We start from the raw sequence: 23495 nt of genomic DNA, 5'->3' as shown, positions 1-23495 counted from the left end.
TCAAACGCCTTCGGCAAACTTGGACGACGTAAGGGATATCAGCGGACTATTACCAAAAGGCCCTTCAAGCGAGCAAGTCTAGTGCGTTCTCGATCGCTGCGCCGGCTGCGGTGTTGTCGAAGATGCACCAAGTCTCACTAGATGACGACGCAGCACCGAGCCGCAGCTTCAGCGATCGCAGGAACGCCCCGTCGTACGCGGAGTAGTAAATGCGCGGCGCTCCATGCAATCGAAAATAGCGCAGACTAGGCCACCCGCCCGGCAGGTCGGCATCGGGCACCCGCGCCGGATCCGCGGCGACACGGGCAATCCGACGTTCCCCGAGCCAGGCGCCGACCTCGGGCGTAAACCAGCTGACGTGACGCGGCTCGCACGCGAGAGCGGCTGAGGTCTTTTCCTGCAGCGCGCGGAACAGGAACTCCGCATCGGACTCAACGAACATTTTGCGAGGCGCAAACTGAACGAGCAAAACCCCGAGCTTCGCACCAAGTCCGGCGCTCTCTTCGATGAACCGATCGAGTTCACCCTGCGCAAGCTGTGACGAGTGAGTAACAGACTTCGGCACCTTTACCGAAAAGCGGAAATCATCTGGCGTCGCGTTCGCCCATTTCTCATAGGTCGAACGCCGGTGCGGCTTATGAAATGATGAGTTGATCTCGGTGGCGTTCAACACCCGCGCGTAGCGTTCAAGCTGGCTACCTACCCCGCCAACTCTTTCCTTCCAGACTCGCGGAACATTCCATCCCGCTGTGCCGAGCCGCAGCTCAGCCTTGACATGCGCGGCCTCTTCCATGTCAGTCCGCAACTGCCATCGGACATCACCGGATGTTTCACAATCTCACGCCGACTTCCGCCGCGTCCCTGCTGTCGGCTTCTTCGCCGCCGCTTCCTTAGCCAGCTTCTTACCGGCGATCGGCATCAGCATCTCCTTCTGAGCCGCGGCAGCCTTCTTCGTCTTCTTGGCAGGCTTTTTCGGAGCCTCGGTCTTTGCTGCTGCCCCGCCGACGCTCTTGCGTAGCGCGTCCATCAGATCGACGACGTTCTCGCCTTTCGGCCGATCCTTCGGCACGATCGGCTTGCCGGTGCGCTTCTGGTTGATGAGCTCGATCAGCGCGCTTTCATAATGGTCCTCGAACTTCTCCGGCTCGAATGATCCCGCCTTCTGGTTCACGATGTGCCTGGCCAGATCGAGCATGTCCTTCGTCACTTTGACGTCCTGGATCTCGTCGAAGTATTCCTGCTCGCTACGAACCTCGTAGGGATACCGCAGCAAGGTGCCGACCAGACCCTTGTCCATCGGCTCGAGCGCAATGATGTGCTCTCGGTTGGTGAGCACCACGCGCCCGATCGCCACCTTGTTCATCTCGCGGATGGTCTCGCGGATGACCGCGAAGGCGTCGTGGCCGACTTTTCCGTCCGGACGGATGTAGTAGGGGCGAATTAGGTAGCGCGGATCGATCTCGGCCTTGTCTACGAACTCGTCGATCTCGATGGTCCGCGTGGATTCCAGCGCGATCTCCTCAAGCTCCTCCTTGGTCACCTCGATGAACTGGTCCTTCTCGAGCTGGTAGCCCTTAACGATGTCCTCGTTGGGCACCTCGGCGCCGGTGTCGGCGTCGACTTTCAGGTACTTGATCCGATGACCGGTCTGACGGTTGAGCTGGTTGAAGGAGATCTTCTCGCTCTCCGACGTAGCTGGGTAGAGCGCCACGGGACAGGTGACCAACGAGAGACGCAAAAAGCCTTTCCAGTTCGCGCGGGGGGCCATGGTACGCAAAACTCCATAAGGGGACTTGGACTCAAGACGAACGGCGCGACACAGTTCCGACACCGCCCGCAGGTGTCCACCGCAAATTGATGCCAGATCCCGGTCAAGCGCCCGGAATAGATGGCGGGCAGTCTTAACCCAACGAACAAAATAAGAACATGTATCGTGACGCACTCCCTGGCACTCCGCGGTGATTAGACCTCTGTGGAAAACGGCCAATCCCTTGCTCTAGGGAAGCGGCAACCCAGCCCGTCGGGCAACACACCCTTCTCCCGTCAATCCCTCTCCGCAAAAATATTCCACTTTACCGAAATTCGGGAAACGGCGTATGTGTCGCTCATCCCGGCTCATCCTTGAGGGCCGATCTCGTTGTCGTCTTGATTGCGAGCCGGGCTTGCGATGGACGCGGCAGCGTCGGTACGAGATGGTGCGGGCAGGGCGGGTAGACCCTGTGAGCCCGCAACCGCGTGCGGACGAGCGGCGCTGCTAGGCTTCGTCTCGCCTGTAAGTTTTCGGCTTCGTCGACAGGGCTGGAAAAACTGCGGCGAAATGGCGGGCCGTGCGTACGGCAAAACCGTGTGGTCCTGGCCGTCGTTGCTACGGTCAAGCTTTCGCGGAGGTGTGTGCGAGCCCAACCGGGCAGACAGCATCATCCAAATTCGCGAGGCGAGGGAGGCCAAAGAGAACTCGGCTCCCGGGAGAGCACGGCATAAGCCGTCCAACCATCGCGCAGGGAAGGCCGAGTGATTGGCTACACCTGTATGCTGCTGTGCGGTTTTCCTGCGTGTGCTTTTCGCGCAGCGGACCGCGGGTGCCAGCCGGCACCCGGCCTTCCCTGCGCCCTCTTGGATATGAGGGCGGAGTGACGAAGCAAAGCTCGGGCGAAACGCGCCGCGAGAACGAGAAATCATGTCCGCTGTTTGAATGCCTGGTCGCGTCATCTGCCGCGACGTCTCGGTGGCAGGCGCTCAGGATGAATTGCCGAAGCGATGCTCTGGAAGTCCCTGTGCAATGCCATCAATGGCCAGAACATGACCCGCCTGGGGTTCGCGGCCCAGTTGCTCGCGATCAAGAAACTTTCTCGCCGTCGTCACGAACAGGGTCTTCAGATCGGCTCCGCCGAAGCATACGCAGGTCGGATTGGTCGCCGGCACCGGAATGACGGTATCGATCCGGCCGTCCGGCCGATAGCGCACCACCCGGCCGCCGGAGAAGAATGCGGTCCACAGTCCGCCCGCAGCGTCGATGCACGCGCCGTCGGGCCTCTCGCCGGAGGCGCTGTAATCCGCGAACAGCCGTCTGTTGCTAATCGCGCCGTCATCGAGATCGAAGTCGAACTGCCAGGTGCGGTAACGCCTCGTGTCCGTGAAGTAGAGCGTGCGATTGTCGGGCGAGAACGCGATGCCGTTCGTCACGATGACATCGCCGAACATGCGCGTTGTCCGGCCGTCCGCGTCCACCCGATACAGCGCTCCGTTCGGCCGATGCAGCTGGTTGTCCATGGTGCCGATCCACAGCCGGCCCCGCGCGTCGACGCGCCCGTCGTTCAGGCGATTGTCGAGGCCGCTTTCGACCTCGCAGAGCTGACCTGGAGGATCGTCATCGAACGCGCGGCGATAAAGCCTCAGATCCTGCGCGAGCAGGTGGGAGCCATCCGCCGTCAAGGCCTGACTGCCGAGGAAGTTGCATGCGTGCGGAATAACCTGATGCGCGCCTGTCGCCGGATCGAACGATTGATGCAGCCGCCGGTCGATGTCGACCCACCACAGCTTGCGGGAGCTGTCGCACCACAATGGCGTCTCGCCGAGGATGTCGCCTGTGGCGACCGCGGTCTCGACCCGATGCGCGGGAATCATGTCAGGAGTCATCCCGAAATCCGATTGCAGCAACGAGCGCTCTCTCCGAACGACGTCAGGCCGCGGACGATCAATCCTCGTTCCAGGAGGCGAGGGCGTGCGCGACGCACCCGTTGATGTGGTCGGTAAGCACGGTTTTGGCGCCTTTGATGTCGCGCTTGAGGGCGCATTCGAGCAGCGCCTTGTGCTGGTTGATCGTCTCCGCGCCGCGGTAGCGCAGCGCATAGCGGAAATATTTGTCGAACACGATCGCGTGGGTCTGCATCAGCTCGCGCGAGCCGCAACTCGAGATGAGAGCCTGGTGGAATTCGCCGTCGTAGCGTTTGCGCAGCTCGGGATCGTCCCCCTCCTTGAGGACGGTGCGTTCGGTGGCCGCCAGCTTGTGATGCGCGGACACCACGCGGCCCTCCCACTCGACGTCGCCGGCACGAAACGACTCGGCCATTGCATGCTGCTCCAGCAGGATGCGCAGACCGGCGAGTTCACGCAGGTTCTGGATGGATATCGGCGCCACCTCGAAGCCGCGCTGGCCCTCCGCGACCACGAATCCCTCGGAGGTCAGACGATTGAGGATCTCGCGCAGCGTGGAGATGCTGACGCCGTAGTCCTCCTTCATGGCGTCGAGCTTGAGACGTCCGGACGGCGTCAGCACGCCGAAAATGATGTCAGATCGAATCCGCTGATAACCGCTGTCGCCCGCCGACAAGGGGCGCCCCTCGAGTGACGTCATGCTCTCCGATCCCGCAATATGCGCGCAACGCCCCGTGGTGGGCGGCCGAACCATCAATGTTACCAGCAATATAGCAAATCCATAACAACAGATGTATTCGAAAATCTCAGATGAACAGAGATTTATCATTTGACCGAGAAATGTAGTTATGTTTTTTGATTGACCTGAGGGTGCAGAAAAGAATGGCTCGAGCCGCCGTCGTGCCCCGATCGAACAGGGAGGTCAAAATGAGCTTGTTGGTACGGGCGCTGTCTGCGACGGCGATCTGCGTGGCGCTGACGGTCGGTGCATCCGCTGAGGACATTCAGGAGCGCACGATCAGGTGGGGACACCTGAACAACACCGATCACCCCGTCAGCGCGGGAGTGCAGAAATTTGCGGAGATCCTGCTGGCGAAGAGCGGGGGCAAGATGAAGATTCGTGAGTTCGCGGCCTCGCAACTCGGCAACGAGCTGCAGCAGCAATCCGCGCTACGCGGCGGCACGCAGGAAATGCTGTCGGCCTCAACGACGTCGCTCGCAACCGTCGTGCCGGAGTTCGGCCTCATCGACTTTCCATTCATCGTGAAGACCATCGAGCAGGCGGATGCTCTCGGGACCGGCAAGTTCGGCACGTCGATGCTCGATACGTTGCCGTCGAAGGGGCTGATCGGTCTGGGCTATTGGGGCCTCGGCTTCCGCAACGTCACCAACAGCACGCGGCCGATCACCAAGGTCGAGGATTTCAACGGCCTCAAGCTCCGCGTCATTCCGAACCCGGTCTATCTCGAGACCTTCGGATCCTTCAAGGCCAATCCCGTTCCGATGGCCTTCGGCGAACTCTATTCGGCGTTGGAGACGCGCACCGTCGATGGCGAGGAGAACCCCTTCACGGTCATTCTCTCCAACAAGTTCTACGAAGTGCAAAAATACGTTTCCGCCACCAATCACACCTTCACCCTGAACATTATCCTGGTGAGCAAGGCGTTCTGGGACAAGCTCTCGCCGACCGAGCAGCGCCTGATGCGCGAGGCGTATGAGGAAAGCCGAGGCTATCAAAAGGAGCAGACCCGCCTTCAGACCGAAAAGGCCCTCTCTGAATTGCAGGCGAAGGGCATGCAGTACAACACCGTCGCGCCGGAAGAGCTCGATCGCATGCGCAAGACGGCGCAGCCGGTGGTCGACAAGATTGCCGCCAATCTCAAGCCGGAGGCGGTCAAGCTGTTCAACGACGAGCTCGACCGCATCCGCAAGGACGTGAAATAGTCGACCTCGTCAGCATGCAAGAGGCAGAGCCGGCCAGTCGGCCGCTCTGAACCCGACTTTGCCCGGACCGCACGCATGGCGCGAATTCTCGACCTCTATTGCACCCTGCTGAAGGGCATCATCGCCGCATGTCTTGCGGTGATGGTGGTGCTGGTGTTCGGCAACGTTGTCCTGCGTTACGGCTTCAACTCCGGAATCACGATTTCGGAGGAGTTGTCGCGCTGGCTGCTGGTCTGGTTGACCTTCCTCGGCGCAATCGTGGCGCTTCGCGAGCACGCCCATCTCGGCGTCGACACCCTCGTCCGGATGCTGCCGGCCTCGGGCAAGCGCATCTGCTTCGTCATCAACTATTGCCTGATGCTGTTTGCCGACTGGCTGCTGCTTTCGGGAAGCTGGCGCCAGACCATCATCAACATCGAGGACCGCGCGCCGGCCACCGGCCTGTCGATGGCTATCTTCTACGCAGTGGGCGTGGTCTTCGGCGTGTCCGCCGCAGTGATCCTTCTCTACGACCTCGTCCGCGTGCTCACGGGACAGGCCAGCGAATCCGACATGGTGGCCGTCAAGGAATCGGAAGAGCACTGATGTCTCATCGAACCATGTCAGGCGGCGCTTACGTCCAGCAATCCACCGGGATCGCGTCATGACGGTCGCCGTCTTCACCCTCTCGCTGCTGGGCGCCATGGCGCTGGGCATGCCGATCGCCTTTGCGCTGATCGTCTGCGGCGTGGCCCTGATGAGCACGATCGACATGTTCGACGCGCAGATCGTGGCGCAGAACGTCATCAACGGCGCGGACAGCTTTCCGCTCATGGCCATTCCCTTCTTCATGCTCGCCGGCGAGGTCATGAACAAGGGTGGGCTAGCCAAGCGTATCGTCAATGTCGCGCTGGTCGCCGTCGGGCATTTCCGTGGCGGGCTCGGCTACGTCACGATCCTTGCCTCCTGCATCCTCGCGTCGCTGTCCGGCTCGGCGGCTGCCGATGCCGCGGCGCTCGCGGCCCTTCTGGTGCCCATGATGGTGGCGGCGGGGCACAAGAAGTCTTATGCGGCGGGCCTCGTGGCGGCGGGCGGCATCATTGCTCCCGTCATCCCGCCCAGCATCGGCTTCGTCATCTTCGGCGTCGCCGCGGGCGTCTCGATCTCGAAACTGTTTCTGGCTGGCATCGTCCCCGGGCTGCTGCTCGGCGCAGGGCTCTGTCTGGCCTGGGCGTGGGTGGTGCGGAAAGAGAACCTGACGCCCCCGCCAAGAGCGTCGCTCTCGGAGATGGTGAAAGCGGTCGTCGACGGCTTTTGGGCGCTGATGCTGCCGCTCATCATCGTGGTCGGCCTGCGCTTCGGCATCTTCACGCCGACGGAAGCCGCGGTGGTCGTCGCTGTCTACTCGCTGTTCGTGGCGACCTGCGTCTATCGCGAGCTGAAACTGTCGCAGCTCTACGCGATCTTCGTCTCCTCTGCCGTGACGACGAGCATCGTGATGTTCCTGGTCGCGGCGGCGTTGGTATCGTCCTGGCTCATCACCGTCTCCGAGATTTCGGCACAGATCGTCACCCTGCTGAAGCCCTTCATGGGCAACAATACGCTGCTGATGCTGGCGATCATGGTCGTTGTGGTGATCGTGGGAACGGCCCTCGACATGACGCCCACCATCCTCATCCTGACGCCGATCCTGATGCCGATCGTCAAGGCGGCGGGCATCGATCCCGTCTATTTCGGCGTGCTCTTCATCATCAACAATGCCATAGGCTTGATCACGCCGCCGGTCGGTATCGTGCTGAATGTGGTTTGCGGCGTCTCCAGGATCAGCATGGAGGATATCGTCAAGGGCGTCTGGCCTTTCATGATCGCGCAACTGATCGTCCTGTTCGCGATGGTGCTATTCCCGGGATTGGTGACGATCCCGGCAAAATGGTTCGGCGGCTAGTCGCTTAGCTTCGCACAGGACAAGAGGGACAAAAATGGCCACTAAAATCATGATCCTCAACGGACCCAATCTCAATTTCCTCGGCATCCGCGAGCCCCACATCTACGGCTCGACGACGCTCAATGAGATCGAGGCGAGCTGCCGCGCGCTGGCCGACCAGCTCGGCGTTTCGATGTCGTTCCATCAATCGAACATGGAAGGCGAACTCGTCAGCCTGATCCAGTCGGCCCATGGCACTGCGGACGCCATCATCATGAATCCCGCGGCCTACTCATTCACCTCGATTGCGCTGATCGATGCACTGAAGATTTTCGAGGGCGTGAAGATCGAGGTGCACATCTCGAACATCCACGCGCGGGACGAGCTGCACCGCCACTCGATCACGTCGAGCGCCTCCACGGCAGTCATTTGCGGCCTGGGTTCCTATGGTTATCTCGCCGCGATGCTCGCGGCGGTCCAACGGCTAGGGCAATTGCCTGCGACCATCGCACCGGCTCTGCACGGGCTTGCGGCCGGCGGCAAGGCGTAGGCATGGAGGGCGGGATGCGCGGCACGGGATTTCTCGCCATCTGGAGCGACGTCGAGGCTCACGACCTGACCGACTACCGGCACTGGCTGACGCGTGAGCACACGACCGAGCGCGTGACGACGAAGGGCTTCCTGGCATCGCGTGTCTTCCGCGCGGCAAGGGACGACATCAACCGCTTCTTCATTCTGTATGAGCTGGAGACGCCGGAGGTCCTCGACGGCGAGGCCTATCTGGCGCGCCTCAACGCACCGACGCTGTGGTCCCGGCGCATCATGCCGAAGCTCGGCAATTTCATGCGGGGCGGGGGCGTCATGATCGCGCGAGCAGGGCGGGGCGAGGGCGCATCGATCGTGGCGCTCCGGATCGAAACGCTGCCGAAGGATCCCCAGGGTCTCGCTCAGGCGCTCGTTGCGTGCGACGGGATTGCCGCGGTGCAGATCGGTGCGACCGACGAAGCGCGGACGTCGGTGCGGACGACCGAGAAGGGCATGCGGAAGAACGAGGGCTTTTTCGCCGGGCTTTTGCTGATCGAGGCGCTCGACGTCTCGTCGCTGCAGGCCGCCTTGGGGAAAGCCGCGGAAATTGCCCCCGACGTCATGGCCGGGGCGAGCGAGCCGGAAGTTTATCAAAGCATGTTCGCGCTCGAGGCCCGTATCGCGGATTTCGGCTGATGACAACGTTCTCGCTCGCCGCGGTGACTTGCTCGAGCTTGCGCCGCCTGCTGCCCGACGTCAGAGTCGTCTGGATTGCTGGCTGACGTGGCATCCCGATACCTGAGGAACGCTCCGCGTCAGGGGTGCACCGCTCCATCCCGGGGCCTGTAAAAGGCGGCGAGAGCGGGCTTCGTTCGAGCTCGCGTGTTCGCTGCTCCGGGCTAGGAACTCTTGCGCACCATCGAGGCTTGACTCAGCGGGCCAGCGTCGCCGCCGATTTGCTGGCCTGCACGGCCCCGCCTCCAAGCCCCCATACCCCCCAGGGTGGGGCCGTGTCTCTTCGCAGGAGATGCAATGCCGGAGCCGACCGATCACGACATCAGAGAACGCGCGCACCGCTTGTGGGAACAGGCGGGCAAGCCGGAAGGCCGCGAGGACGAGTTCTGGCACGCGGCCGAGCAGGAGTTGCGCAACGAGGACAAGTCGAACCCCATGCGGACGCCGGATACGCTGTGACCAACAAGGGCTGCCCATTCTGCCACGGTCTGGGATGGGTCTGCGTAAACCATCCGCTCCGCGCCTGGAGCGAGGAATTGGGCGGCTGCCGCTGTGGTGAGGGCATGCCCTGCACCTGCAACACGACGGAAGATCCCGAAACAAGAGTGGTGATCGTCGAAGCTGACACGACCTGGCATTGAAGGCGGAACAGAAGCCTTCCAGCAGGAATTGAGGTTGTGAGCAGCACGGGCTGCGACGCAGGCCGGTGGCTACGGCGGGGTTTGCGGTGGATGAGCAGCAAAAGATAGAGCACCAGATCGAACTCGCAACGCGAGCGGCTGCGCTCGTTAAAGACGAAACCACCGTCCAGCGATTCAGGAGTTTCGCCGAGGAGCTGAAGCAAAAGCTCCTTCGCATGATGCGGCGCGGCAAGGTACGAGCGCGCGCGTACGAGCTCTGGGAGCAGGCCGGTCGCCCGGCCGATCGCGATGTGGAGTTCTGGGTCGAAGCGGAACGGCAGATCGAAGAAGAGCGCGATCAGCGGAAGCTTTCGGACTCCTCAGACAAACGATAGTAGCTGGCGCTGCCGGTAGCCACATCGGCAGCGAACAAGCTCGGCCGCGCGTTCCTGGACAGAGAAAAAGCCGCCGAGCTCTTCACCCGGGCGGCTTCAAAAGTTCGTAGCTGTTGGTCGCCTCTCCAGCCTCATGCGTACCGCCGTTACCTTGTTTGCGGCCATGCAAGTTCATTCTAGGCCAAGACGCTCGATTCTGCTGTGACCTGAAGCACACATTGGAAGGACGATGTCGGGAAGCTTGCGAGGGCACCGACTTTGATGGGACTGCCCCGTCATTGGCCTATGCGCCGGCCGCGACACCGAGGCGGCCTATGCCTGGAAGCTTCAGCGCGGGGCGGCGGATGTCGAGGCCGAGCACCGCGCCGAGGAAATTGATCTCGACCCCTTCGACCCAGCCGATGGTCATGCCGAGATAGCCCGACAGCGAGGCGTAGAGCCCGGTGCCGGACGCCGTGATGCCGGCCCAGCGTCCGCTGTAGGGAAAGTCCTTGCCGATAGCGGTCGGCGGCAGCACGGCACGCAGCTCGGGAACAGCATCCAGCGCCGCCTGCACGAAGGTGTTGGAATTCGGTCCCGGCCAGGCGCTGTAGTCGCCATAGGCGCGGAACTTGTAATTCTCGATGACGGCACGGATCTTCGGAATCAGCGCTTCGGCCCGCGCGCCATCGACGGCGACCACCGTTTCCGGGAGGGCTCCGAACCAGCGGCCGTCGGGCGGAAAGCCGTTGCTGCGAACAGGGTCGCCCCAGGCCGTGTAGTCGTATCGGCTATAGGTTGTGGCGCCCTTCTCCTTGACGACGATCCAGGTGTGGACGGCAAAAATACTGCGCCAGCGCACGGTGCGCGCCGCGAACACTCGGATCAGCGCATCCGGATTGGCCGATGCGGGCGGCAGCAGGCCGGCGCTGGAGCGATCCGCCGTCTGCCAATTGCCGCGGCCGTCGCCGCGCAAATAATAGCGGCCGGCCGACACGCCGATCGGCAGGAAGATCAGCAGCAGGAACAGAATCAAGGATTTCCTCAAGGGCAAACGGCGATCAGGCGGGACGATGCCACCAATATAGTTCGCAAGGCACGCCGCGCCAGCGCTCTCCTGCTCTTGCATTCGGATGGTGCGGCCATATGTTGCGTCCATGAGGAAGTTGTCGCTCGTCGAGGACCAGGCCATCCAGGCGCGAATCGCGTACATCGCGGGCGCCGAGATTTTCGATCGCCTCTTCGCCGGCATCCGGTTCGACGAAATCGACGGCAATCTGCTGTTTGCCATTGCCAGCGACGAAGACTGCGCGGCCGAGATCGAGGACGAGTTCTCGCACCAGCTCGCTGTGGTCGCCACGCACATCCTCGCGCAGAGCGTGGACGTGGTCGTGGTGCTGCCGAAGGTCCTGCAATAGCCGCCTGCCCGTTAGCCTTCTGCCCGTTCAGGCCGCTTGCCTTTGCCCCCTGTCTCTGCTTTTCAACGCAATTGCAAAATTGTAATGACGTCAGTGGGCGCTCAAGCCCGAGGCGCGTTATCGACGGAGCTCGACGGGAGGGCTCGTCGTCGCTCGCCTCTATTTGCGAAACAAAGTTGGATACACATTGGCGCCCACCAGCAAAGCCCGGGCCACCGCCGGCGCGATAAAGACAAAAAGCAAGAGCTCGAAAAGCATAGGCTCGATAAGCAAGAGCGCGAAAAGCACGAGTTCGAAAAGCAAGAGTTCGAAAAGTACCAGCTCGACAAGCAAGCGCCCGGACAAGAGCGCCTCGCGTTCCGCGGTCGCCTCCTCATCGCCGCTCGGCATGCTGGCGCTGCATCTGCTCGAGCAGTGGGAGAAGTCCGGCCGCGACGGCCTCGTCTTCCTCTGCGACGACGAGAGCAGGGCGGAGCGGCTGGGCGGCGTGATCCACGCCCTCGATCCCTCGGTCGACGTGCTGGTGTTTCCGCGCCTGAACACGCTGCCCTTCGACGGCCTCGAGCCATCCCGCGAGATCGCGGGCCGGCGCAGTTCGGTGCTGCGGCGTCTCGCCAAGGCGAAGAAGCCCGTCTTCCTGGTGTCGACTGCGGAAGCCATCATGGAACGGCTGCCGCTGCCGGCGAGCTGGTCGCGGTCCAGCCTCACGCTGAAGGTGGGCGCGCCATATTCCGAGACCGAGCTGGAGACGCGGCTGGAAGCTCTCGGCTACGATCTCGACGAAGAGGCGGAGTATCCGGGCGGCGTCCTGTTCCACGGCAAGACGTTTGAAGTGTTTCCCGCCGGCGCGCTCGCTCCCTTCCGGATCGAGCATTCCGGCGACACGATCCGCAAGATCGTCGCGGTTGATCCCATCGAGCACGAGGTCGTCTACGAGACCCCGGAATTGATGATAGATCCCATGTCCGAGCGGATCGCTCTGGGAGCTACGCGCGGACAGCGGGCGACACTGCCTGATTATTGCAGCCGCGCGCGATGGATCGCGGATGCCGGGGTATCGGCTCACGCCGAGAGCTGGCTGGGCACGATCGAAGACGCTGCCGGCCGCAGGGATGCGGAACGCGAATATCTGGGGCAGGCGGACTGGAAGCAGCTGAAGAAGCGCGTCAGCGTGCTGCCGCGCAAGGCGGCCTTCATCTCGACGCCAGAGTTCTCGAAGCTGGCCTCGCCTCGCAAGGCGCTTCGCGCCTTCGTCGCCGACATGCAGCGCGGCGGATCGCGGCTGCTGTTCGTCGCGGCCGTCGAGGACGACCTTCGCGCGATGGAGCGCATGAGCGGCATCAAGGCGGAGCGCCTGGCCGATTGGAGCGAGGTGACGAAGGCACGGAGCCGCGAAGGCGCGCTGCTGGCCGATTTCGACGCGGGGTTCATTGGCGCCGGCCGCAAGCCGCTCGTCGTCGTGACCGCGTCCGACGTGCTCGGCAGCCGAGCCCATCATCCGCAGCCGATGGCGCGCGCCTGGAATCCGGCTTTCGATCATCCCGACGTGCCGGAAAAGGGCGCCGCTATCGTCCATCTGCAACGCGGGCTCGCCGTGCTCGATGGCTTGCAGACCCTGGATATGGGCAAGGGATCGCGACGCGAGATGATCAGGCTCAAATTCGCGGGCGACAATGCCGTGCTCGTACCGCCCTCCGATCTTGCCGTGATCTGGCCTTATGCCGGCGAGCCCGGGAAGCTGACGCTGGACAAGGCGGACGGCAGCAGCTGGTGGGCGCGGCGCACCGAGGCGGAAGCGGAAATCCAGGTCGCCGCCAAGGCGCTCGCCAAACACATCAGCCAGCGCCTCCGCCGTCGTGCACCCAAACTGGTGCCGCCGGGGCCAGCTTACGAAAAATTCGTCGCCCGGTTCCCCTATTTCACGACAGTGGACCAGGCCCAGGCGATTCAAGACGTCCTCGACGATCTTGCGGCGGGCCACCCCATGGACAGGGTGATCTGCGGTGACGTCGGCTTCGGCAAGACCGAGGTCGCGCTGCGGGCGGCGGCCGCAGTGGCGCTGTCCGGCAAACAGGTGGCGATCGCGGCGCCGACGACCGTGCTGGCGCGGCAGCATGTCGAAACCTTCCGCAAGCGGTTCGGCCCTCTCGGCATCGAGGTGGGAAGCCTGTCACGAGCCAGTTCAGGCCCGGAGACGCGAGAGACCAAGGAAGGGCTGCGGCGCGGCACGCTGAAAGTCGTGGTCGGCACGCAGGCGCTTGCGGCAAAGGACGTGAAGTTCGCCGACCTCGGCCTCGTCATCATCGACGAAGAGCAGCACTTCGGAGCGGCCGAGAAGGCGAAGCTTTCAGGCCTCGCCAAGGGTGCCCATTCGCTGTGGATGAGCGCCACGCCGATCCCGCGCACGCTCGCGGCGGGTCTTGCCGGCTTCAGGGATCTTAGCGTGATCGCCTCGCCGCCGGTTCATCGCCTTCCCATCGTGACCAGGATCGCGCCGCTGTCCGATGCTGCCATTGCCGCAGCGCTGCTCCGCGAGCGCAGGCGGCACGGTCAGAGCTTCCTGATCTGCCCACGCATCCAGGATCTGGAGCCGATGCTGGCGCGGGTGCAATCGGTGGCGCCGGAGCTGCGCATCGTCTGTCTTCACGGCAGACTGCCCGTGGACGAGATCGACGATCGCATGATGAGTTTCGTCGATGGCGAGGCGGACGTACTGCTGGCGACCAATATCGTGGAAAGCGGTCTCGATATTCCGCGCGCGAACACCATCGTGGTGTGCTGGCCCGAAAAGTTCGGGCTTGCGCAGCTGCATCAGCTCAGGGGACGGGTGGGACGCGGCGGCACGCGCGCTTTTGCTCATCTGCTGACGGAATCGACCTCGGAGCAGTCCGAGAAGCGCCTGGCGGTACTGGAGGAGTTCAGCAAGCCCGGGGCCGGCTTTGCGATCAGCGAGCGCGACCTCGACCTCAGGGGCGCCGGCGATCTGTTCTCGGAACAGCAGTCCGGGCATGTCCAGGTGTTCGGACCGGTGCTCTACAGTCATCTGCTGAAGCGCGCGTCCGAGCGAGGCAGCGATACCGGGGCCGATCTGTGGGTGCCCGATCTCAATATGCCGCTCGCCGACATGCTGCCTGAAGGCTACGTGCAATCCGAGGCGGTCCGGCTCGAGATCTATGGGCGCGCTGCCAGGTGCCGGAGCGACGACGATCTGGAAGATCTGGAGGAGGAGATCTCGCGTCGTTTCGGCAGGCTGCCGCCGGAGGCCCGCGACTTCTTCGCCTCCGCCCGGCTGCGGATCGATTGCAAGCGGCGCGGTATCGTCAGGCTCGATGTCGGGCCCGAGGCCGTCGCCGCGACGTTCCTGCCGGGGCGACTACGGAAATCGAGGGCGAAGTCGCAGACGGGAGCGCTGCAGCGCGACGGCGACCGCGTTGTTCACGCCGGCCGCCGCGACCAGGATCCGTTCAGCCGGGTCGAGGAGTTTCTCGACCTGCTGGACGGCTAGGGATCATTCGGTCTGCTCGACTGCCGCCGGCATTTTCGCCACCGACATCAGCGAGCGAGCCACCTGGTTGAGAAGCTGATCGGCGTTCTCCTCCTCGGCGAGCGATTTCGACAGCAGGGCGACAATGGCACTGTGGCGAAGCTGCTGGGCGAGGTTGCGCGCCGTGGTATAGCCCGCGATCTCGTAATGCTCGACGCGCTGCGCTGCGCCGATCAGGGCGAGGTCGGCCGCCGCGTCCTCCTTGTCCTCGCCCTCGGCCATGATCTCCTGGCCTTCCTCGACGAGGCCCATCATGCCCTTGCAGGGCTTGGCGCGGGCGGATTTACCGAGCATTTCGAAGCATTCGTTGATGCGCTCGACCTGCGCTTCGGTCTCGGCGAGGTGCTGCTCGAACAGCTCGCGCAACTGATCGAAGCGGGCGGCCTCCGCCATCTTGGGAAGCGCCTTGGTCAATTGCTTCTCGGCATGCAGGATATCGCGCAGCTCGTTGATGAGCAGATCGCCGAGACCCGCTTCGTCCGCGGGCGGCGAGCTCTCGGTGACGATGGCCGAGGCCGGACCCGGTTCGCCCGCCTGGATCGCCGGCGACTCCGTGAACACCCAGTCGCCGCCCTCGTTCCACGGGCCGCGCGTGTCGATCTCGCCATGGTCGCCGGCGCCGGTGGAATCGTTGAAGAACTGGTCCACGAGGCCGGGCGTCGGCGCGATGCGGCCGATGCTGAACGCTGGTTTGCCCATGCTCTCGAGCGCGAGCGCGAACGCCTTCATGTGCGTGATCTCGCGGGTCATCAGGAACTGCAGCGCGTCCTTGCTGCCGGCGTCGTCGCAGAAATTGATCAGCCGCTCGTAGACGATCTTGGCCCGCGCCTCCGCGGCGATGTTGCTGCGCAGATCGACGTCAAGCTCGCCGGTGATCTTCAGATAGTCGGCGGTCCAGGCATTGCCCTGGGAGTTGAAGAGATTGACGCCGCCGCCGCCGGCGATGGCGATGAGGGGATCGGCTTCGGCCGCCTGGCGGTCGAACTTCGACGGCTTGAGATGCATCCGCGCCAGCGTGCCGACCACTTCCAGATGGCTGAGCTCTTCGGTGCCGATGTCCATCAGCAGGTCCTTGCGATCGGGATCCTCGCAGTTCAACCCCTGGATCGAGTACTGCATCGCGGCGGCGAGCTCGCCATTCGCGCCGCCGAACTGCTCCAGCAGCATGTTGCCGAAGCGGGGATCCGGCTCGTCGACGCGAACGGTGAACATCAGCTTCTTGACGTGGTGATACATGGTGGGGACTCTCGTATTGGGAGGACAGGAAAGAGGATGTCTTCCGAACGGGCGGCTTTAGCGTTCGTTCCTCGCGAAACGACCTGCGCCGATGATATCGGGCGCAGGTCGTTCGAGTCGATCGGCAGGATTGTGGGCGTATTCGTTTAGCGTTGGTCCGGACGCTTGGCGGGCGGCCCATTCTTGTTGCCTGGCGCGCCCTGAATATTCGACGGGTCCTGCGACTGCACGGCGGTGTTGCCAGTGGAGCTCGTCGAACTCGATCCGACGGTCTCACCAGGCTTTGCGGCCGGCCCGTTCTTGTTGCCGGGCTGCCCGGCAATGCCGGCACCCGAATTCTGCGCGCTCGGCGCGGACGAAACGTCAGGCTTGCTGGCCTGCGCCCAGGCTGCTCCAGGCAGCGCGAGAGCGGCGAGGATAACGGCACCTGTGAACTTCATCTCGGTGTTCTCCGACTGATGCCCCATCTACTCGAACGCCGATAACCTGCGTGCGTTCCCTGTCGTCATCAACTCGAAAGCGTCGGCTCACCGTGTCACGACCAACTACCCCGGCAGCGGCGCCTCCACGATGTCCAGCAGCGCGCCGAGGCCCTGGCGCAGGCGGCGCGTGGCGATGGTTTCGGTGGCGAGACCGAACACCACGAGGGATCGCCCCGTCATCGCATAAACGTGCCCGAACTCGAATGCGGGCATTTGCCCCTCCGGTTGATTGGTGTCGATCAACCCGATCCAGCTGCGTCCCTCGGCGACTGCGGGCAAGGTGAAATTCACGACGTCGTAATGGGCGTTGTAGATCAGCAGCATGGTTGCGTCCGAGCCGCGGCGCTTGATCCCGGTCTCCTGGGCGCGGCCGTCCAGCAGCAGGCCGAAACATTTGGCGTTACCGTCCTGCCACTGGTCCGTCGTCATTTCCTCCCCGGACGGCGCGAGCCACGTCACGTCCTTCACGTCCAGCTCTTCATTGTGGGAGCCGACCAGGAAGCGGCTGCGGTAAAGAATCGGAAATGCCTTGCGCGTGGCGATCAGCTTGCGCGTGAATTCGCGCAGGCTGCGGCCATTTGCGGTGATGCGGAGCCAGTCGAGCCATGTGATCTCGTTGTCCTGGGCGTACGCGTTGTTGTTGCCGTGTTGGGTGTGTCCGAATTCGTCGCCTGCAAGCAGCATAGGCGTGCCGTGCGACAACAGCATGGTCGCCAGCAGATTGCGCTTTTGGCGCTCGCGCAGCGCCGTGATGTCCGGATCGTCCGTCGGTCCCTCGGCGCCGCAATTCCAGGAATGATTGTTGCTGTGGCCGTCGCGATTATCCTCACCATTGGCTTCGTTGTGCTTGTCGTTGTACGAGACGAGGTCATTGAGATTGAAGCCGTCATGGGCTGTGACGAAGTTGACGCTGGCCCATGGCCGGCGGCCGCGCTTGTTGAAGAGATCGCCGGATCCGGACACGCGCTTGGCGAAGTCCGCGATCGATCCCTCGTCGCCCTTCCAGAAGGCGCGCACGGTGTCCCTGAACTTGTCGTTCCACTCCGCCCATCCCGGCGGAAACTGACCGACCTGATAGCCGCCCGGACCGATGTCCCAGGGCTCGGCGATCAGCTTGACGCTGGAAAGCACGGGGTCCTGCCGGCAGGCATCGAGGAAGCCGCCGCCTTCATCGAACCCGTAAGGTTCGCGCGCCAGGATGGTGGCGAGATCGAAGCGGAAACCGTCGACCCGCATCTCGGTCGCCCAGTAGCGCAGGGAATCCGCGACCAGTTGCAGCACGCGTGGATGCGACAGGTTCACCGTGTTCCCGGTACCGGTGTCGTTGATGTAGTAGCGCTGCTGGTCCGGCAGCAGGCGGTAATAGCTGGCGTTGTCGATGCCCTTGAACGAGAGGGTTGGGCCGAGCTCGTTTCCTTCAGCGGTGTGATTGTAGACGACGTCGAGGATGACCTCGACGCCATGGGCGTGGAACTGGTTGACCATGGCCTTGAATTCGTTCGCGAACGGCGTCCTGAGGTAACGCGGCTCCGGCGCGAAGAAGGCAAGGGAGTTGTAGCCCCAGTAATTGCGCAAGCCTTTCTCGACCAGATAGCTGTCGTCAACGAAGGCATGGATCGGCAACAATTCTGCACTGGTAATGCCAAGCGAGCGCAGGTAGGCCGGAACTTCCGAGTGCGCGAGACCGGAGAACGTGCCGCGGTCTGCGTCGGGCACCAGCGGATGCAACTGGGTAAACCCCTTGACGTGCATCTCGTAGACGATCGTCCGCTCCCACGGCACTTCCGGCTTGCGCGCGGCGCCCCAGGTGAAGGCCGGGTCGATGACACGGCATTTCTGCATCAAGGGCGCGCTGTCGCGTTCGTCGTAGGAGAGATCCTTGTCGGCATGGTCGAGCTGGTAGCCGAACAGCTCCGGTCCCCAGCGCAACCGGCCGACCAGCTGCTTGGCGTAGGGATCGAGCACGAGCTTGTTGGGATTGAAGCGGTGTCCAGCGTCGGGTTCGTAGGGGCCATGGACGCGGTAGCCGTAGACGGTGCCGGGGCGGGCCGAGGGCAAATAGCCGTGCCAGACTTCGTCGGTATATTCGGGGAGTTCGATCCGCTCCAGTTCGGTTTCGCCGCTGTCGTCGAACAGGCAGAGTTCGACCTTGGTGGCATGGGCTGAAAACAGCGCGAAATTGACGCCGAGCCCGTCCCAGGTGGCGCCGAGCGGAAACGGCTTGCCCTCGCTGATGCGGGAGCGGCGCAGGCTCGAGGCCGCCCGCGTCAGGGTGTCGTCTGAATGTACCGTTTGATCCATCGCTGCCCCCGAATAGCCCCTGAAGAATTTGGTGAGGTTGCCGTCACTTCCGCGTCGCCTGCTCGCCGACGGTCGCAGAAGTAATCACCGCGACAGGAGGCACATCGTCCGGCTTCGGCAGCGTGGTTGCCCTTTGCAGCGCCGCCTCCTTGCTGATAGCCGCAATCGAGTTGCCAATCCGCTCGACGATGCTGGTCAGCTCTGCGTCGGATAGTCCGAGACGCTTTCTGACGAGGCGCACCTGAGTACGGTCGGCGAGGTCGAGCTTGTTGCGGATCGGCTGTGGCTTCGAGCGGCGCATGACGAAAACTCCCGTGTGGAGTTGCAACCGTCGCCCCGGCGATTCCGTTCCCTGTTTGCAACAGTGATCTTCCCCAACCCATCGTCGCCGCACCTCGGCCCAAAAGTGCACACAACGCACATGGCGCATCGGTGTGGCGCCGGCTGAGGAACGAATGCCCACATCTCGGCTTCTCCCGTTGAGCATGCTCAAGCGATCGTAAAATCGAGCCTCGCGAAGCGTGCCGTAACTTCCAGCCATGCACGCAAAGGCGGCCAGGTTTGAGTCACAGTTTGGGAATGGCTGGGCCAGCGCGACACCACGGCCCTCGATGTCTCGACCACGGGGTCTGCTTCAATCTGTGGGCGCCGACGGCGCAATCGGTCGAATTGCTCGAAGCCGGCCGGCCGCCACTCCGGATGATGCGCGACCACGATGGCTGGTACCAGGCGTTGAGTCCCGCCGCGCATGTCGGCACGCGCTATCAGTTCAGGATCAACGAAGACCTGGTCGTTCCCGATCCCGCCTCGTTCTTCCAGCCGGACGACGTCGGGGCCCCGAGCGAGGTGGTGGACACTGCGGCGTTCCGAGACTCGGTGCTCTATCCCGGCCGCCCTTGGGCGGAGGCCGTGATCTACGAGTTGCACGTCGGCACCTTCAGTGAGGAGGGCACCTATGCCGGCGTCGAGACGAAGTTGCCCTATCTGCGCGATCTCGGCATTACCGCAATCGAGCTGATGCCGCTCAATGATGTCCCCGGCCGGCACAATTGGGGCTATGACGGCGTGCTGCTGAATGCGCCGAATGCGCGCTACGGCAGGCCGGAAGACCTCAAGCGGCTGTTACGCGCGGCGCATGCCCTCGACATCATGGTCTATCTCGATGTTGTCTATAACCATTTCGGACCGCAGCTGAACTATCTGCACCTCTATGCGGAAAGTTTCTTTACCGCGCGCCACAGCACCGGCTGGGGCCCTGCCGTCAACCTCGAGGGACACGACGGCGCGTTCGTGCGCGAGTTCCTGATCGAGAACGCGTTGATGTGGCTGCGCGACTACGGGTTCGACGGCTTGCGGCTCGACGCCGTTCACGCCCTGAAGGACGATTCCGACCGCCATTTCCTGATCGAGCTTGCCGAGACGGTTCGCAGTCAGCTGCCGGACCGGCGCGTGCATCTGATGCTGGAGAACGAGGCCAATCAGGCCCGCCTGCTCGACCGTGCTCAGGGGCGAACCCGGCTCTATGACGCGCAATGGGGCGATGATTTTCACAACGCGCTCCACGTCCTGTTGACGGGCGAGGACGAAGGCTATTATCGCGCGTTCGCAGACAGGCCGCTTGAACATCTCGCGCGAGCGCTCACCGAGGGCTTTGCCTACCAGGGCGAAATCTTTCCGCTGCATGACGAACCGCGCGGCGAGCCGAGCGCGCATCTGCCGCCTGATGCCACCATCTTCTTCGCCCAGAACCACGACCAGATCGGCAACCGCGCGCTCGGGGAGCGGCTTTCCGCGCTGGTCGGTCCGGAGAAGCTGGACCAGGCCATGGCACTGGTTCTCTTGAACCCGCATATTCCCCTGTTGTTCATGGGTGAGGAAGCCGCGGCCGAGACGCCATTCCTGTTTTTCGCAGACTGGTCCGGCGAAGCTGCCGAGCTGACGCGGGAAGGGCGGCGCAAGGAGTTCGCGCACTTCAAGGCGTTCTCGACGCCCGGCATGCGCGCCAGGATTCCGGATCCGTGCGATGAAAAAACCTTCGGGGCATCGAAGCTCGACTGGGCCGGCATCGACCGCTCTCCCGCCAGCGCCAGGTTTCGCGGCCTCACAGCCCGATTGCTGAAGATACGGCGCGAGAAGATCGTTCCGCTGATCAAACGGGGTTTCGTTTCGGCTCATTGCAGGTTGCTGGGGGAGAACCAGCGTAAGGGCGGCCTGGATGCCGGTTGGCGGACGCAGAAGGGAGACATCTTGCAGATTGTTGCCAATTTCGCCGACCACGAACTGCCCATGCCGGCGCTGGTCGCGGGCGAGAGCCTATGGCGATTGGGCGCCGCCGACGCGCCAGCGCTGTTGCCGAGCGACATCATCGTGCGGCTTGGCCACGAGGCGTGATGGAACCGCGAGGAACGCTTCCGAAAGCTTTCCGTTAGCGGAGTAAATCCCTGGAGCCCCTCCATGACCGAATATCCAAAGCCGCCTTATCCGTCCCAGCAGCAATCGATGCCCGGTTCGACCCGCGCGATGAATCCACGACCGGATCACGGCGAAGAGAGTTACAAGGGCTCCGGGCGACTGTCCGGAAAGAAGGCAATCATCACCGGTGGCGACAGTGGCATCGGCCGCGCGGTCGCGATCGCCTATGCCCGGGAAGGTGCCGACATCGTCATCGCCTATTTGAACGAGGACGAGGATGCCGCTGAAGTCAAGACGCTGGTGGAGCGCGAGGGACGCAAGGTCGTCCTGATCCCCGGCGACATCCGCAATCCCGATCATTGTCGCGCGATCATCCAGCGCACCGTCGAGGCGTTCGGCGCAATAGACATCCTCGTCAACAACGCGGCGCATCAGGACACGTTCAAGGAGATCGCTGAGATCAGCGACGAGGAATGGCAGCGGACGTTCGAGACCAACATTCACGCCATGTTCTATCTCACCAAGGCTGCGGTCCCCCACATGCGCCCGGGAGCGGCGATCATCAACACCGCGTCGGTGAACTCCGACATGCCGAATCCAACCCTGCTGGCCTATGCCACGACCAAGGGCGCCATTCAGAACTTTACCGGCGGCCTTGCGCAGATGCTGGCGGCAAAGGGCATTCGGGTCAATGCGGTCGCTCCGGGTCCGATCTGGACGCCGCTGATTCCGTCGACGATGCCGGAGGACAAAGTCAAGAACTTCGGCAAGCAAGTGCCGATGCAACGGGCCGGCCAACCGGCCGAACTCGCGACCGCGTATGTCATGCTCGCCGATCCGCTCTCGAGCTACACGTCGGGAGCGACCCTGGCGGTCACCGGCGGCAAGCCGTTTATCTAAGCGATCGTGCAACGGGAACGTGGCGACCCGCGAGCAGGACCGCCACGTTCAGTACGTCTCGATCAAGCCGCGCTGGACGCCTTGGCATTGACGCCCTTGCGAAGCGCCACGGTGTTCAGCTTGGTGTTGGCGGCCTTCTCTTCATTCAGGTTCGTCGTGAGGAAGCGCACGATGTCGTCGTGCCCGAGTTCCTCCGCCCATGCGATCAGCGTGCCGTAGCGGCACATCTCATAATGCTCGACGGCCTGTGCGTTGGCCACGATCGCGGCATCGAGCACGGCCTTGTCCTCGATTTCGCCCGCGGTCTCATCGGCCTCCTTGATGAGGCCGTCGATGGCGGGACAGTGTGTCCCGCTGGGCTCCTTGCCGAGCTTCGCGAATGCCTTGCCGAGCCTGTCGACCTGCTTGTTGGTCTCCTCCAGATGGGCTTTCAAGCCGGCGGCAAGGTCCCTGTTTGTCGCCTTCTCGATCATCTTCGGCAGAGCCTTGAGGATCTGCTGTTCCGCGTAATAGATATCCTGCAGGCCGTGCAGCAGCAGGTCTTCCATCGATTTGATGTCCTTGGTGAAGAATCCCATAAACGACGTCTCCTTTGACAATGATGGAACTGGAACGCTGCACAGCCCTAGCTGTTCCATTCCCGTGATCAGATCAGGAGAGCCGAATGAGCGATGGTGCGGATCATCTTGCGGGCCTGCTCGGACGAGCGGCGATGGACGTGTGGGGTGACATGCCCCGCGACATCCAGGAAGCGCTGTTCGAGACCGCCATGAAGGGGCGTCCTGCGGAGCGGGAAGAGCTCGCGCGGCTGCTGCACGAGCGGCATCCCCGTACGCTTCATCCGGCACGGCCTGGCTGAGCCGCGGCAGGAACGATTGTGTCAGAAGCCGATTTGTAAAATGGGCGAGGCGCGGTGAATGGGATTGACGAAGCCCGTGAGCCGTAGCTCGCCCAGGATCAAATCGGTGAGTCGATCGGCGTGACTGAAATGATGATCGGAAAATGGTACGACCCGATCTCCCAGCGATGGATCGTGCCTCGCGAGGAACGTCCGGTGGCGGACTATTCGCAGTCCAACCCGGAGAAGGGGCCGGAAAGCAGCGCATCGCGCGAGGCGCAGCGGATCTGGGACCTGTTGGTCGATTGCTGCGCGCGCGGTTGATGTCCGAGCCGCACCATCATTCGCTTCTACTTGGCAATTCAGAGAGTGATGACATAGACCGCGAAGGCAATGATGAGCGCCAGGCTTACGACGGCGGTGCTGATCAATATCTTGCCCATGGCGCGTCCGTGCTGTCTCGCCGCGTCAATGTAACAGCCGCCATTTTCGTTCCGGAGCGGCAGGTGAAGGTGGCTCCCACTGTTCACATGTGAACAAAGGGTGTCGGCACCAATGGCGTGAACTATATCATTTGATACAGACATGGCTGCGCTCGCACTTATCATC

General features: G+C 63.0%; 25 protein-coding genes. 14 read left to right on the top strand and 11 right to left on the bottom strand.

Annotated features, from left to right (window positions below):
- Positions 1 to 64: 64 nt before the first annotated feature.
- The 4 genes from IVB19_RS30485 to IVB19_RS30470 all read right to left on the bottom strand — a co-directional run bounded on the left by IVB19_RS30485 (position 65) and on the right by IVB19_RS30470 (position 4354).
- The gene (locus IVB19_RS30485) at positions 65 to 793 is read right to left on the bottom strand and encodes a DUF72 domain-containing protein (RefSeq protein WP_247820492.1); all 729 of its coding nucleotides are present in this window, start codon (positions 791 to 793) and stop codon (positions 65 to 67) included.
- Between the two features lie 45 nt (positions 794 to 838).
- Positions 839 to 1768 carry a non-homologous end joining protein Ku gene (gene ku, locus IVB19_RS30480; protein WP_247820491.1) on the bottom strand — a complete coding sequence of 310 codons (930 nt, stop codon included), beginning with the start codon at positions 1766 to 1768 and terminating at the stop codon, positions 839 to 841.
- 968 nt (positions 1769 to 2736) lie between these two features.
- Positions 2737 to 3636, bottom strand: coding sequence for an SMP-30/gluconolactonase/LRE family protein (locus IVB19_RS30475; RefSeq protein ID WP_247821726.1), 900 nt, complete (start codon positions 3634 to 3636; stop codon positions 2737 to 2739).
- 58 nt (positions 3637 to 3694) lie between these two features.
- The gene (locus IVB19_RS30470; protein WP_026232625.1) at positions 3695 to 4354 is read right to left on the bottom strand and encodes a GntR family transcriptional regulator; all 660 of its coding nucleotides are present in this window, start codon (positions 4352 to 4354) and stop codon (positions 3695 to 3697) included.
- Between the two features lie 227 nt (positions 4355 to 4581).
- Here IVB19_RS30470 and IVB19_RS30465 point away from each other — a divergent pair, with 227 nt between their 5' ends.
- The 7 genes from IVB19_RS30465 to IVB19_RS30435 all read left to right on the top strand — a co-directional run bounded on the left by IVB19_RS30465 (position 4582) and on the right by IVB19_RS30435 (position 9776).
- Positions 4582 to 5598, top strand: coding sequence for a TRAP transporter substrate-binding protein (locus tag IVB19_RS30465; RefSeq protein ID WP_018453915.1), 1017 nt, complete (start codon positions 4582 to 4584; stop codon positions 5596 to 5598).
- A gap of 75 nt (positions 5599 to 5673) precedes the next feature.
- On the top strand, positions 5674 to 6183 hold the full coding sequence (locus IVB19_RS30460) for a TRAP transporter small permease (protein WP_247820490.1): 510 nt from the start codon (positions 5674 to 5676) through the stop codon (positions 6181 to 6183).
- Positions 6184 to 6241: 58 nt separating this feature from the next.
- Positions 6242 to 7522 (top strand): TRAP transporter large permease, encoded by a 1281-nt coding sequence (locus IVB19_RS30455; RefSeq protein WP_247820489.1) that lies wholly within the window; start codon positions 6242 to 6244, stop codon positions 7520 to 7522.
- Between the two features lie 34 nt (positions 7523 to 7556).
- Positions 7557 to 8051 carry a type II 3-dehydroquinate dehydratase gene (locus tag IVB19_RS30450; RefSeq protein ID WP_247820488.1) on the top strand — a complete coding sequence of 165 codons (495 nt, stop codon included), beginning with the start codon at positions 7557 to 7559 and terminating at the stop codon, positions 8049 to 8051.
- 14 nt (positions 8052 to 8065) lie between these two features.
- Positions 8066 to 8722 (top strand): hypothetical protein, encoded by a 657-nt coding sequence (locus IVB19_RS30445; protein ID WP_247820487.1) that lies wholly within the window; start codon positions 8066 to 8068, stop codon positions 8720 to 8722.
- Between the two features lie 336 nt (positions 8723 to 9058).
- Complete coding sequence (locus tag IVB19_RS30440; protein ID WP_018453920.1) at positions 9059 to 9220, top strand: DUF2934 domain-containing protein; 162 nt, start codon at positions 9059 to 9061, stop codon at positions 9218 to 9220.
- 268 nt (positions 9221 to 9488) lie between these two features.
- Positions 9489 to 9776, top strand: a complete 288-nt coding sequence (locus IVB19_RS30435) for a DUF2934 domain-containing protein (RefSeq protein WP_085394208.1) — start codon at positions 9489 to 9491, stop codon at positions 9774 to 9776.
- A 283-nt stretch (positions 9777 to 10059) separates the two neighbouring features.
- Here the strand turns inward: IVB19_RS30435 and IVB19_RS30430 are convergent, their stop codons facing one another.
- Positions 10060 to 10791: a DUF3750 domain-containing protein gene (locus tag IVB19_RS30430; protein ID WP_018453922.1), complete on the bottom strand. Its 732-nt coding sequence runs from the start codon at positions 10789 to 10791 to the stop codon at positions 10060 to 10062.
- 121 nt (positions 10792 to 10912) lie between these two features.
- On the opposite strand from IVB19_RS30430, the gene IVB19_RS30425 reads away from it, so the two are divergent.
- The gene (locus IVB19_RS30425) at positions 10913 to 11173 is read left to right on the top strand and encodes a hypothetical protein (protein ID WP_007595982.1); all 261 of its coding nucleotides are present in this window, start codon (positions 10913 to 10915) and stop codon (positions 11171 to 11173) included.
- 159 nt (positions 11174 to 11332) lie between these two features.
- Here IVB19_RS30425 and IVB19_RS30420 read toward each other — a convergent pair whose 3' ends face one another.
- Positions 11333 to 11563, bottom strand: a complete 231-nt coding sequence (locus tag IVB19_RS30420) for a hypothetical protein (RefSeq protein WP_247820486.1) — start codon at positions 11561 to 11563, stop codon at positions 11333 to 11335.
- Between IVB19_RS30420 and IVB19_RS30415 the strand changes: the two genes are divergently transcribed.
- A complete protein-coding gene (locus tag IVB19_RS30415) occupies positions 11562 to 14678 on the top strand; it encodes a DEAD/DEAH box helicase (protein ID WP_247820485.1) in 3117 nt (1038 codons plus the stop codon). The two genes, IVB19_RS30420 and IVB19_RS30415, sit on opposite strands and share 2 nt — an antisense overlap.
- A gap of 3 nt (positions 14679 to 14681) precedes the next feature.
- On the opposite strand, the gene IVB19_RS30410 is transcribed toward IVB19_RS30415, so the two are convergent.
- The 4 genes from IVB19_RS30410 to IVB19_RS30395 form a co-directional block, all read right to left on the bottom strand.
- A complete protein-coding gene (locus tag IVB19_RS30410; protein WP_018453925.1) occupies positions 14682 to 15953 on the bottom strand; it encodes a DUF892 family protein in 1272 nt (423 codons plus the stop codon).
- A 146-nt stretch (positions 15954 to 16099) separates the two neighbouring features.
- Positions 16100 to 16393, bottom strand: coding sequence for a hypothetical protein (locus tag IVB19_RS30405; RefSeq protein ID WP_026232628.1), 294 nt, complete (start codon positions 16391 to 16393; stop codon positions 16100 to 16102).
- A 105-nt stretch (positions 16394 to 16498) separates the two neighbouring features.
- Positions 16499 to 18736: a glycogen debranching protein GlgX gene (gene glgX, locus IVB19_RS30400; RefSeq protein WP_247401737.1), complete on the bottom strand. Its 2238-nt coding sequence runs from the start codon at positions 18734 to 18736 to the stop codon at positions 16499 to 16501.
- A gap of 43 nt (positions 18737 to 18779) precedes the next feature.
- Complete coding sequence (locus IVB19_RS30395) at positions 18780 to 19037, bottom strand: DUF3606 domain-containing protein (RefSeq protein WP_018453928.1); 258 nt, start codon at positions 19035 to 19037, stop codon at positions 18780 to 18782.
- A 278-nt stretch (positions 19038 to 19315) separates the two neighbouring features.
- Here IVB19_RS30395 and treZ point away from each other — a divergent pair, with 278 nt between their 5' ends.
- Both treZ and IVB19_RS30385 read left to right on the top strand, forming a co-directional pair.
- Positions 19316 to 21127, top strand: a complete 1812-nt coding sequence (treZ, locus tag IVB19_RS30390) for a malto-oligosyltrehalose trehalohydrolase (RefSeq protein ID WP_247453319.1) — start codon at positions 19316 to 19318, stop codon at positions 21125 to 21127.
- 63 nt (positions 21128 to 21190) lie between these two features.
- Entirely contained in the window at positions 21191 to 22048 is an 858-nt protein-coding gene (locus IVB19_RS30385; protein ID WP_018453930.1) for an SDR family oxidoreductase, read from the top strand.
- A gap of 62 nt (positions 22049 to 22110) precedes the next feature.
- Here the strand turns inward: IVB19_RS30385 and IVB19_RS30380 are convergent, their stop codons facing one another.
- A complete protein-coding gene (locus IVB19_RS30380) occupies positions 22111 to 22626 on the bottom strand; it encodes a YciE/YciF ferroxidase family protein (RefSeq protein ID WP_018453931.1) in 516 nt (171 codons plus the stop codon).
- A gap of 86 nt (positions 22627 to 22712) precedes the next feature.
- On the opposite strand from IVB19_RS30380, the gene IVB19_RS30375 reads away from it, so the two are divergent.
- The 3 genes from IVB19_RS30375 to IVB19_RS30365 all read left to right on the top strand — a co-directional run bounded on the left by IVB19_RS30375 (position 22713) and on the right by IVB19_RS30365 (position 23422).
- Positions 22713 to 22907, top strand: a complete 195-nt coding sequence (locus IVB19_RS30375) for a hypothetical protein (RefSeq protein WP_007614011.1) — start codon at positions 22713 to 22715, stop codon at positions 22905 to 22907.
- A gap of 120 nt (positions 22908 to 23027) precedes the next feature.
- Positions 23028 to 23210, top strand: coding sequence for a hypothetical protein (locus IVB19_RS30370; RefSeq protein WP_143273038.1), 183 nt, complete (start codon positions 23028 to 23030; stop codon positions 23208 to 23210).
- On the top strand, positions 23210 to 23422 hold the full coding sequence (locus IVB19_RS30365; RefSeq protein WP_143273036.1) for a hypothetical protein: 213 nt from the start codon (positions 23210 to 23212) through the stop codon (positions 23420 to 23422). The genes IVB19_RS30370 and IVB19_RS30365 overlap by 1 nt, the downstream gene beginning before the upstream one ends.
- Positions 23423 to 23495: the final 73 nt, after the last annotated feature.

The sequence above is a fragment of the Bradyrhizobium sp. 187 genome, from assembly GCF_023101005.1.
In the GTDB taxonomy this organism is placed as follows: Bacteria; Pseudomonadota; Alphaproteobacteria; order Rhizobiales; family Xanthobacteraceae; genus Bradyrhizobium; species Bradyrhizobium canariense_D.
Note: the sequence above shows the minus strand (reverse complement) of the source record. Positions and strands in the feature narration are given on the sequence as shown.

Excerpts from the sequence above, each read along its gene's own strand:
- IVB19_RS30460 (WP_247820490.1), top strand. The coding sequence starts at position 5,674 with ATGGCGCGAATTCTCGACCTCTATTGCACCCTGCTGAAGGGCATCATC.
- ku (WP_247820491.1), bottom strand. The coding sequence starts at position 1,768 with ATGGCCCCCCGCGCGAACTGGAAAGGCTTTTTGCGTCTCTCGTTGGTC.
- IVB19_RS30445 (WP_247820487.1), top strand. The coding sequence starts at position 8,066 with ATGCGCGGCACGGGATTTCTCGCCATCTGGAGCGACGTCGAGGCTCAC.
- IVB19_RS30415 (WP_247820485.1), top strand. The coding sequence starts at position 11,562 with ATGCTGGCGCTGCATCTGCTCGAGCAGTGGGAGAAGTCCGGCCGCGAC.
- IVB19_RS30425 (WP_007595982.1), top strand. The coding sequence starts at position 10,913 with ATGAGGAAGTTGTCGCTCGTCGAGGACCAGGCCATCCAGGCGCGAATC.
- treZ (WP_247453319.1), top strand. The coding sequence starts at position 19,316 with ATGGCTGGGCCAGCGCGACACCACGGCCCTCGATGTCTCGACCACGGG.
- IVB19_RS30405 (WP_026232628.1), bottom strand. The coding sequence starts at position 16,393 with ATGAAGTTCACAGGTGCCGTTATCCTCGCCGCTCTCGCGCTGCCTGGA.
- IVB19_RS30410 (WP_018453925.1), bottom strand. The coding sequence starts at position 15,953 with ATGTATCACCACGTCAAGAAGCTGATGTTCACCGTTCGCGTCGACGAG.
- IVB19_RS30365 (WP_143273036.1), top strand. The coding sequence starts at position 23,210 with ATGTCCGAGCCGCACCATCATTCGCTTCTACTTGGCAATTCAGAGAGT.
- IVB19_RS30395 (WP_018453928.1), bottom strand. The coding sequence starts at position 19,037 with ATGCGCCGCTCGAAGCCACAGCCGATCCGCAACAAGCTCGACCTCGCC.
- IVB19_RS30465 (WP_018453915.1), top strand. The coding sequence starts at position 4,582 with ATGAGCTTGTTGGTACGGGCGCTGTCTGCGACGGCGATCTGCGTGGCG.
- IVB19_RS30455 (WP_247820489.1), top strand. The coding sequence starts at position 6,242 with ATGACGGTCGCCGTCTTCACCCTCTCGCTGCTGGGCGCCATGGCGCTG.
- IVB19_RS30440 (WP_018453920.1), top strand. The coding sequence starts at position 9,059 with ATGCCGGAGCCGACCGATCACGACATCAGAGAACGCGCGCACCGCTTG.
- IVB19_RS30470 (WP_026232625.1), bottom strand. The coding sequence starts at position 4,354 with ATGACGTCACTCGAGGGGCGCCCCTTGTCGGCGGGCGACAGCGGTTAT.
- glgX (WP_247401737.1), bottom strand. The coding sequence starts at position 18,736 with ATGGATCAAACGGTACATTCAGACGACACCCTGACGCGGGCGGCCTCG.
- IVB19_RS30450 (WP_247820488.1), top strand. The coding sequence starts at position 7,557 with ATGGCCACTAAAATCATGATCCTCAACGGACCCAATCTCAATTTCCTC.
- IVB19_RS30475 (WP_247821726.1), bottom strand. The coding sequence starts at position 3,636 with ATGACTCCTGACATGATTCCCGCGCATCGGGTCGAGACCGCGGTCGCC.
- IVB19_RS30380 (WP_018453931.1), bottom strand. The coding sequence starts at position 22,626 with ATGGGATTCTTCACCAAGGACATCAAATCGATGGAAGACCTGCTGCTG.
- IVB19_RS30385 (WP_018453930.1), top strand. The coding sequence starts at position 21,191 with ATGACCGAATATCCAAAGCCGCCTTATCCGTCCCAGCAGCAATCGATG.
- IVB19_RS30420 (WP_247820486.1), bottom strand. The coding sequence starts at position 11,563 with ATGCCGAGCGGCGATGAGGAGGCGACCGCGGAACGCGAGGCGCTCTTG.
- IVB19_RS30485 (WP_247820492.1), bottom strand. The coding sequence starts at position 793 with ATGGAAGAGGCCGCGCATGTCAAGGCTGAGCTGCGGCTCGGCACAGCG.
- IVB19_RS30375 (WP_007614011.1), top strand. The coding sequence starts at position 22,713 with ATGAGCGATGGTGCGGATCATCTTGCGGGCCTGCTCGGACGAGCGGCG.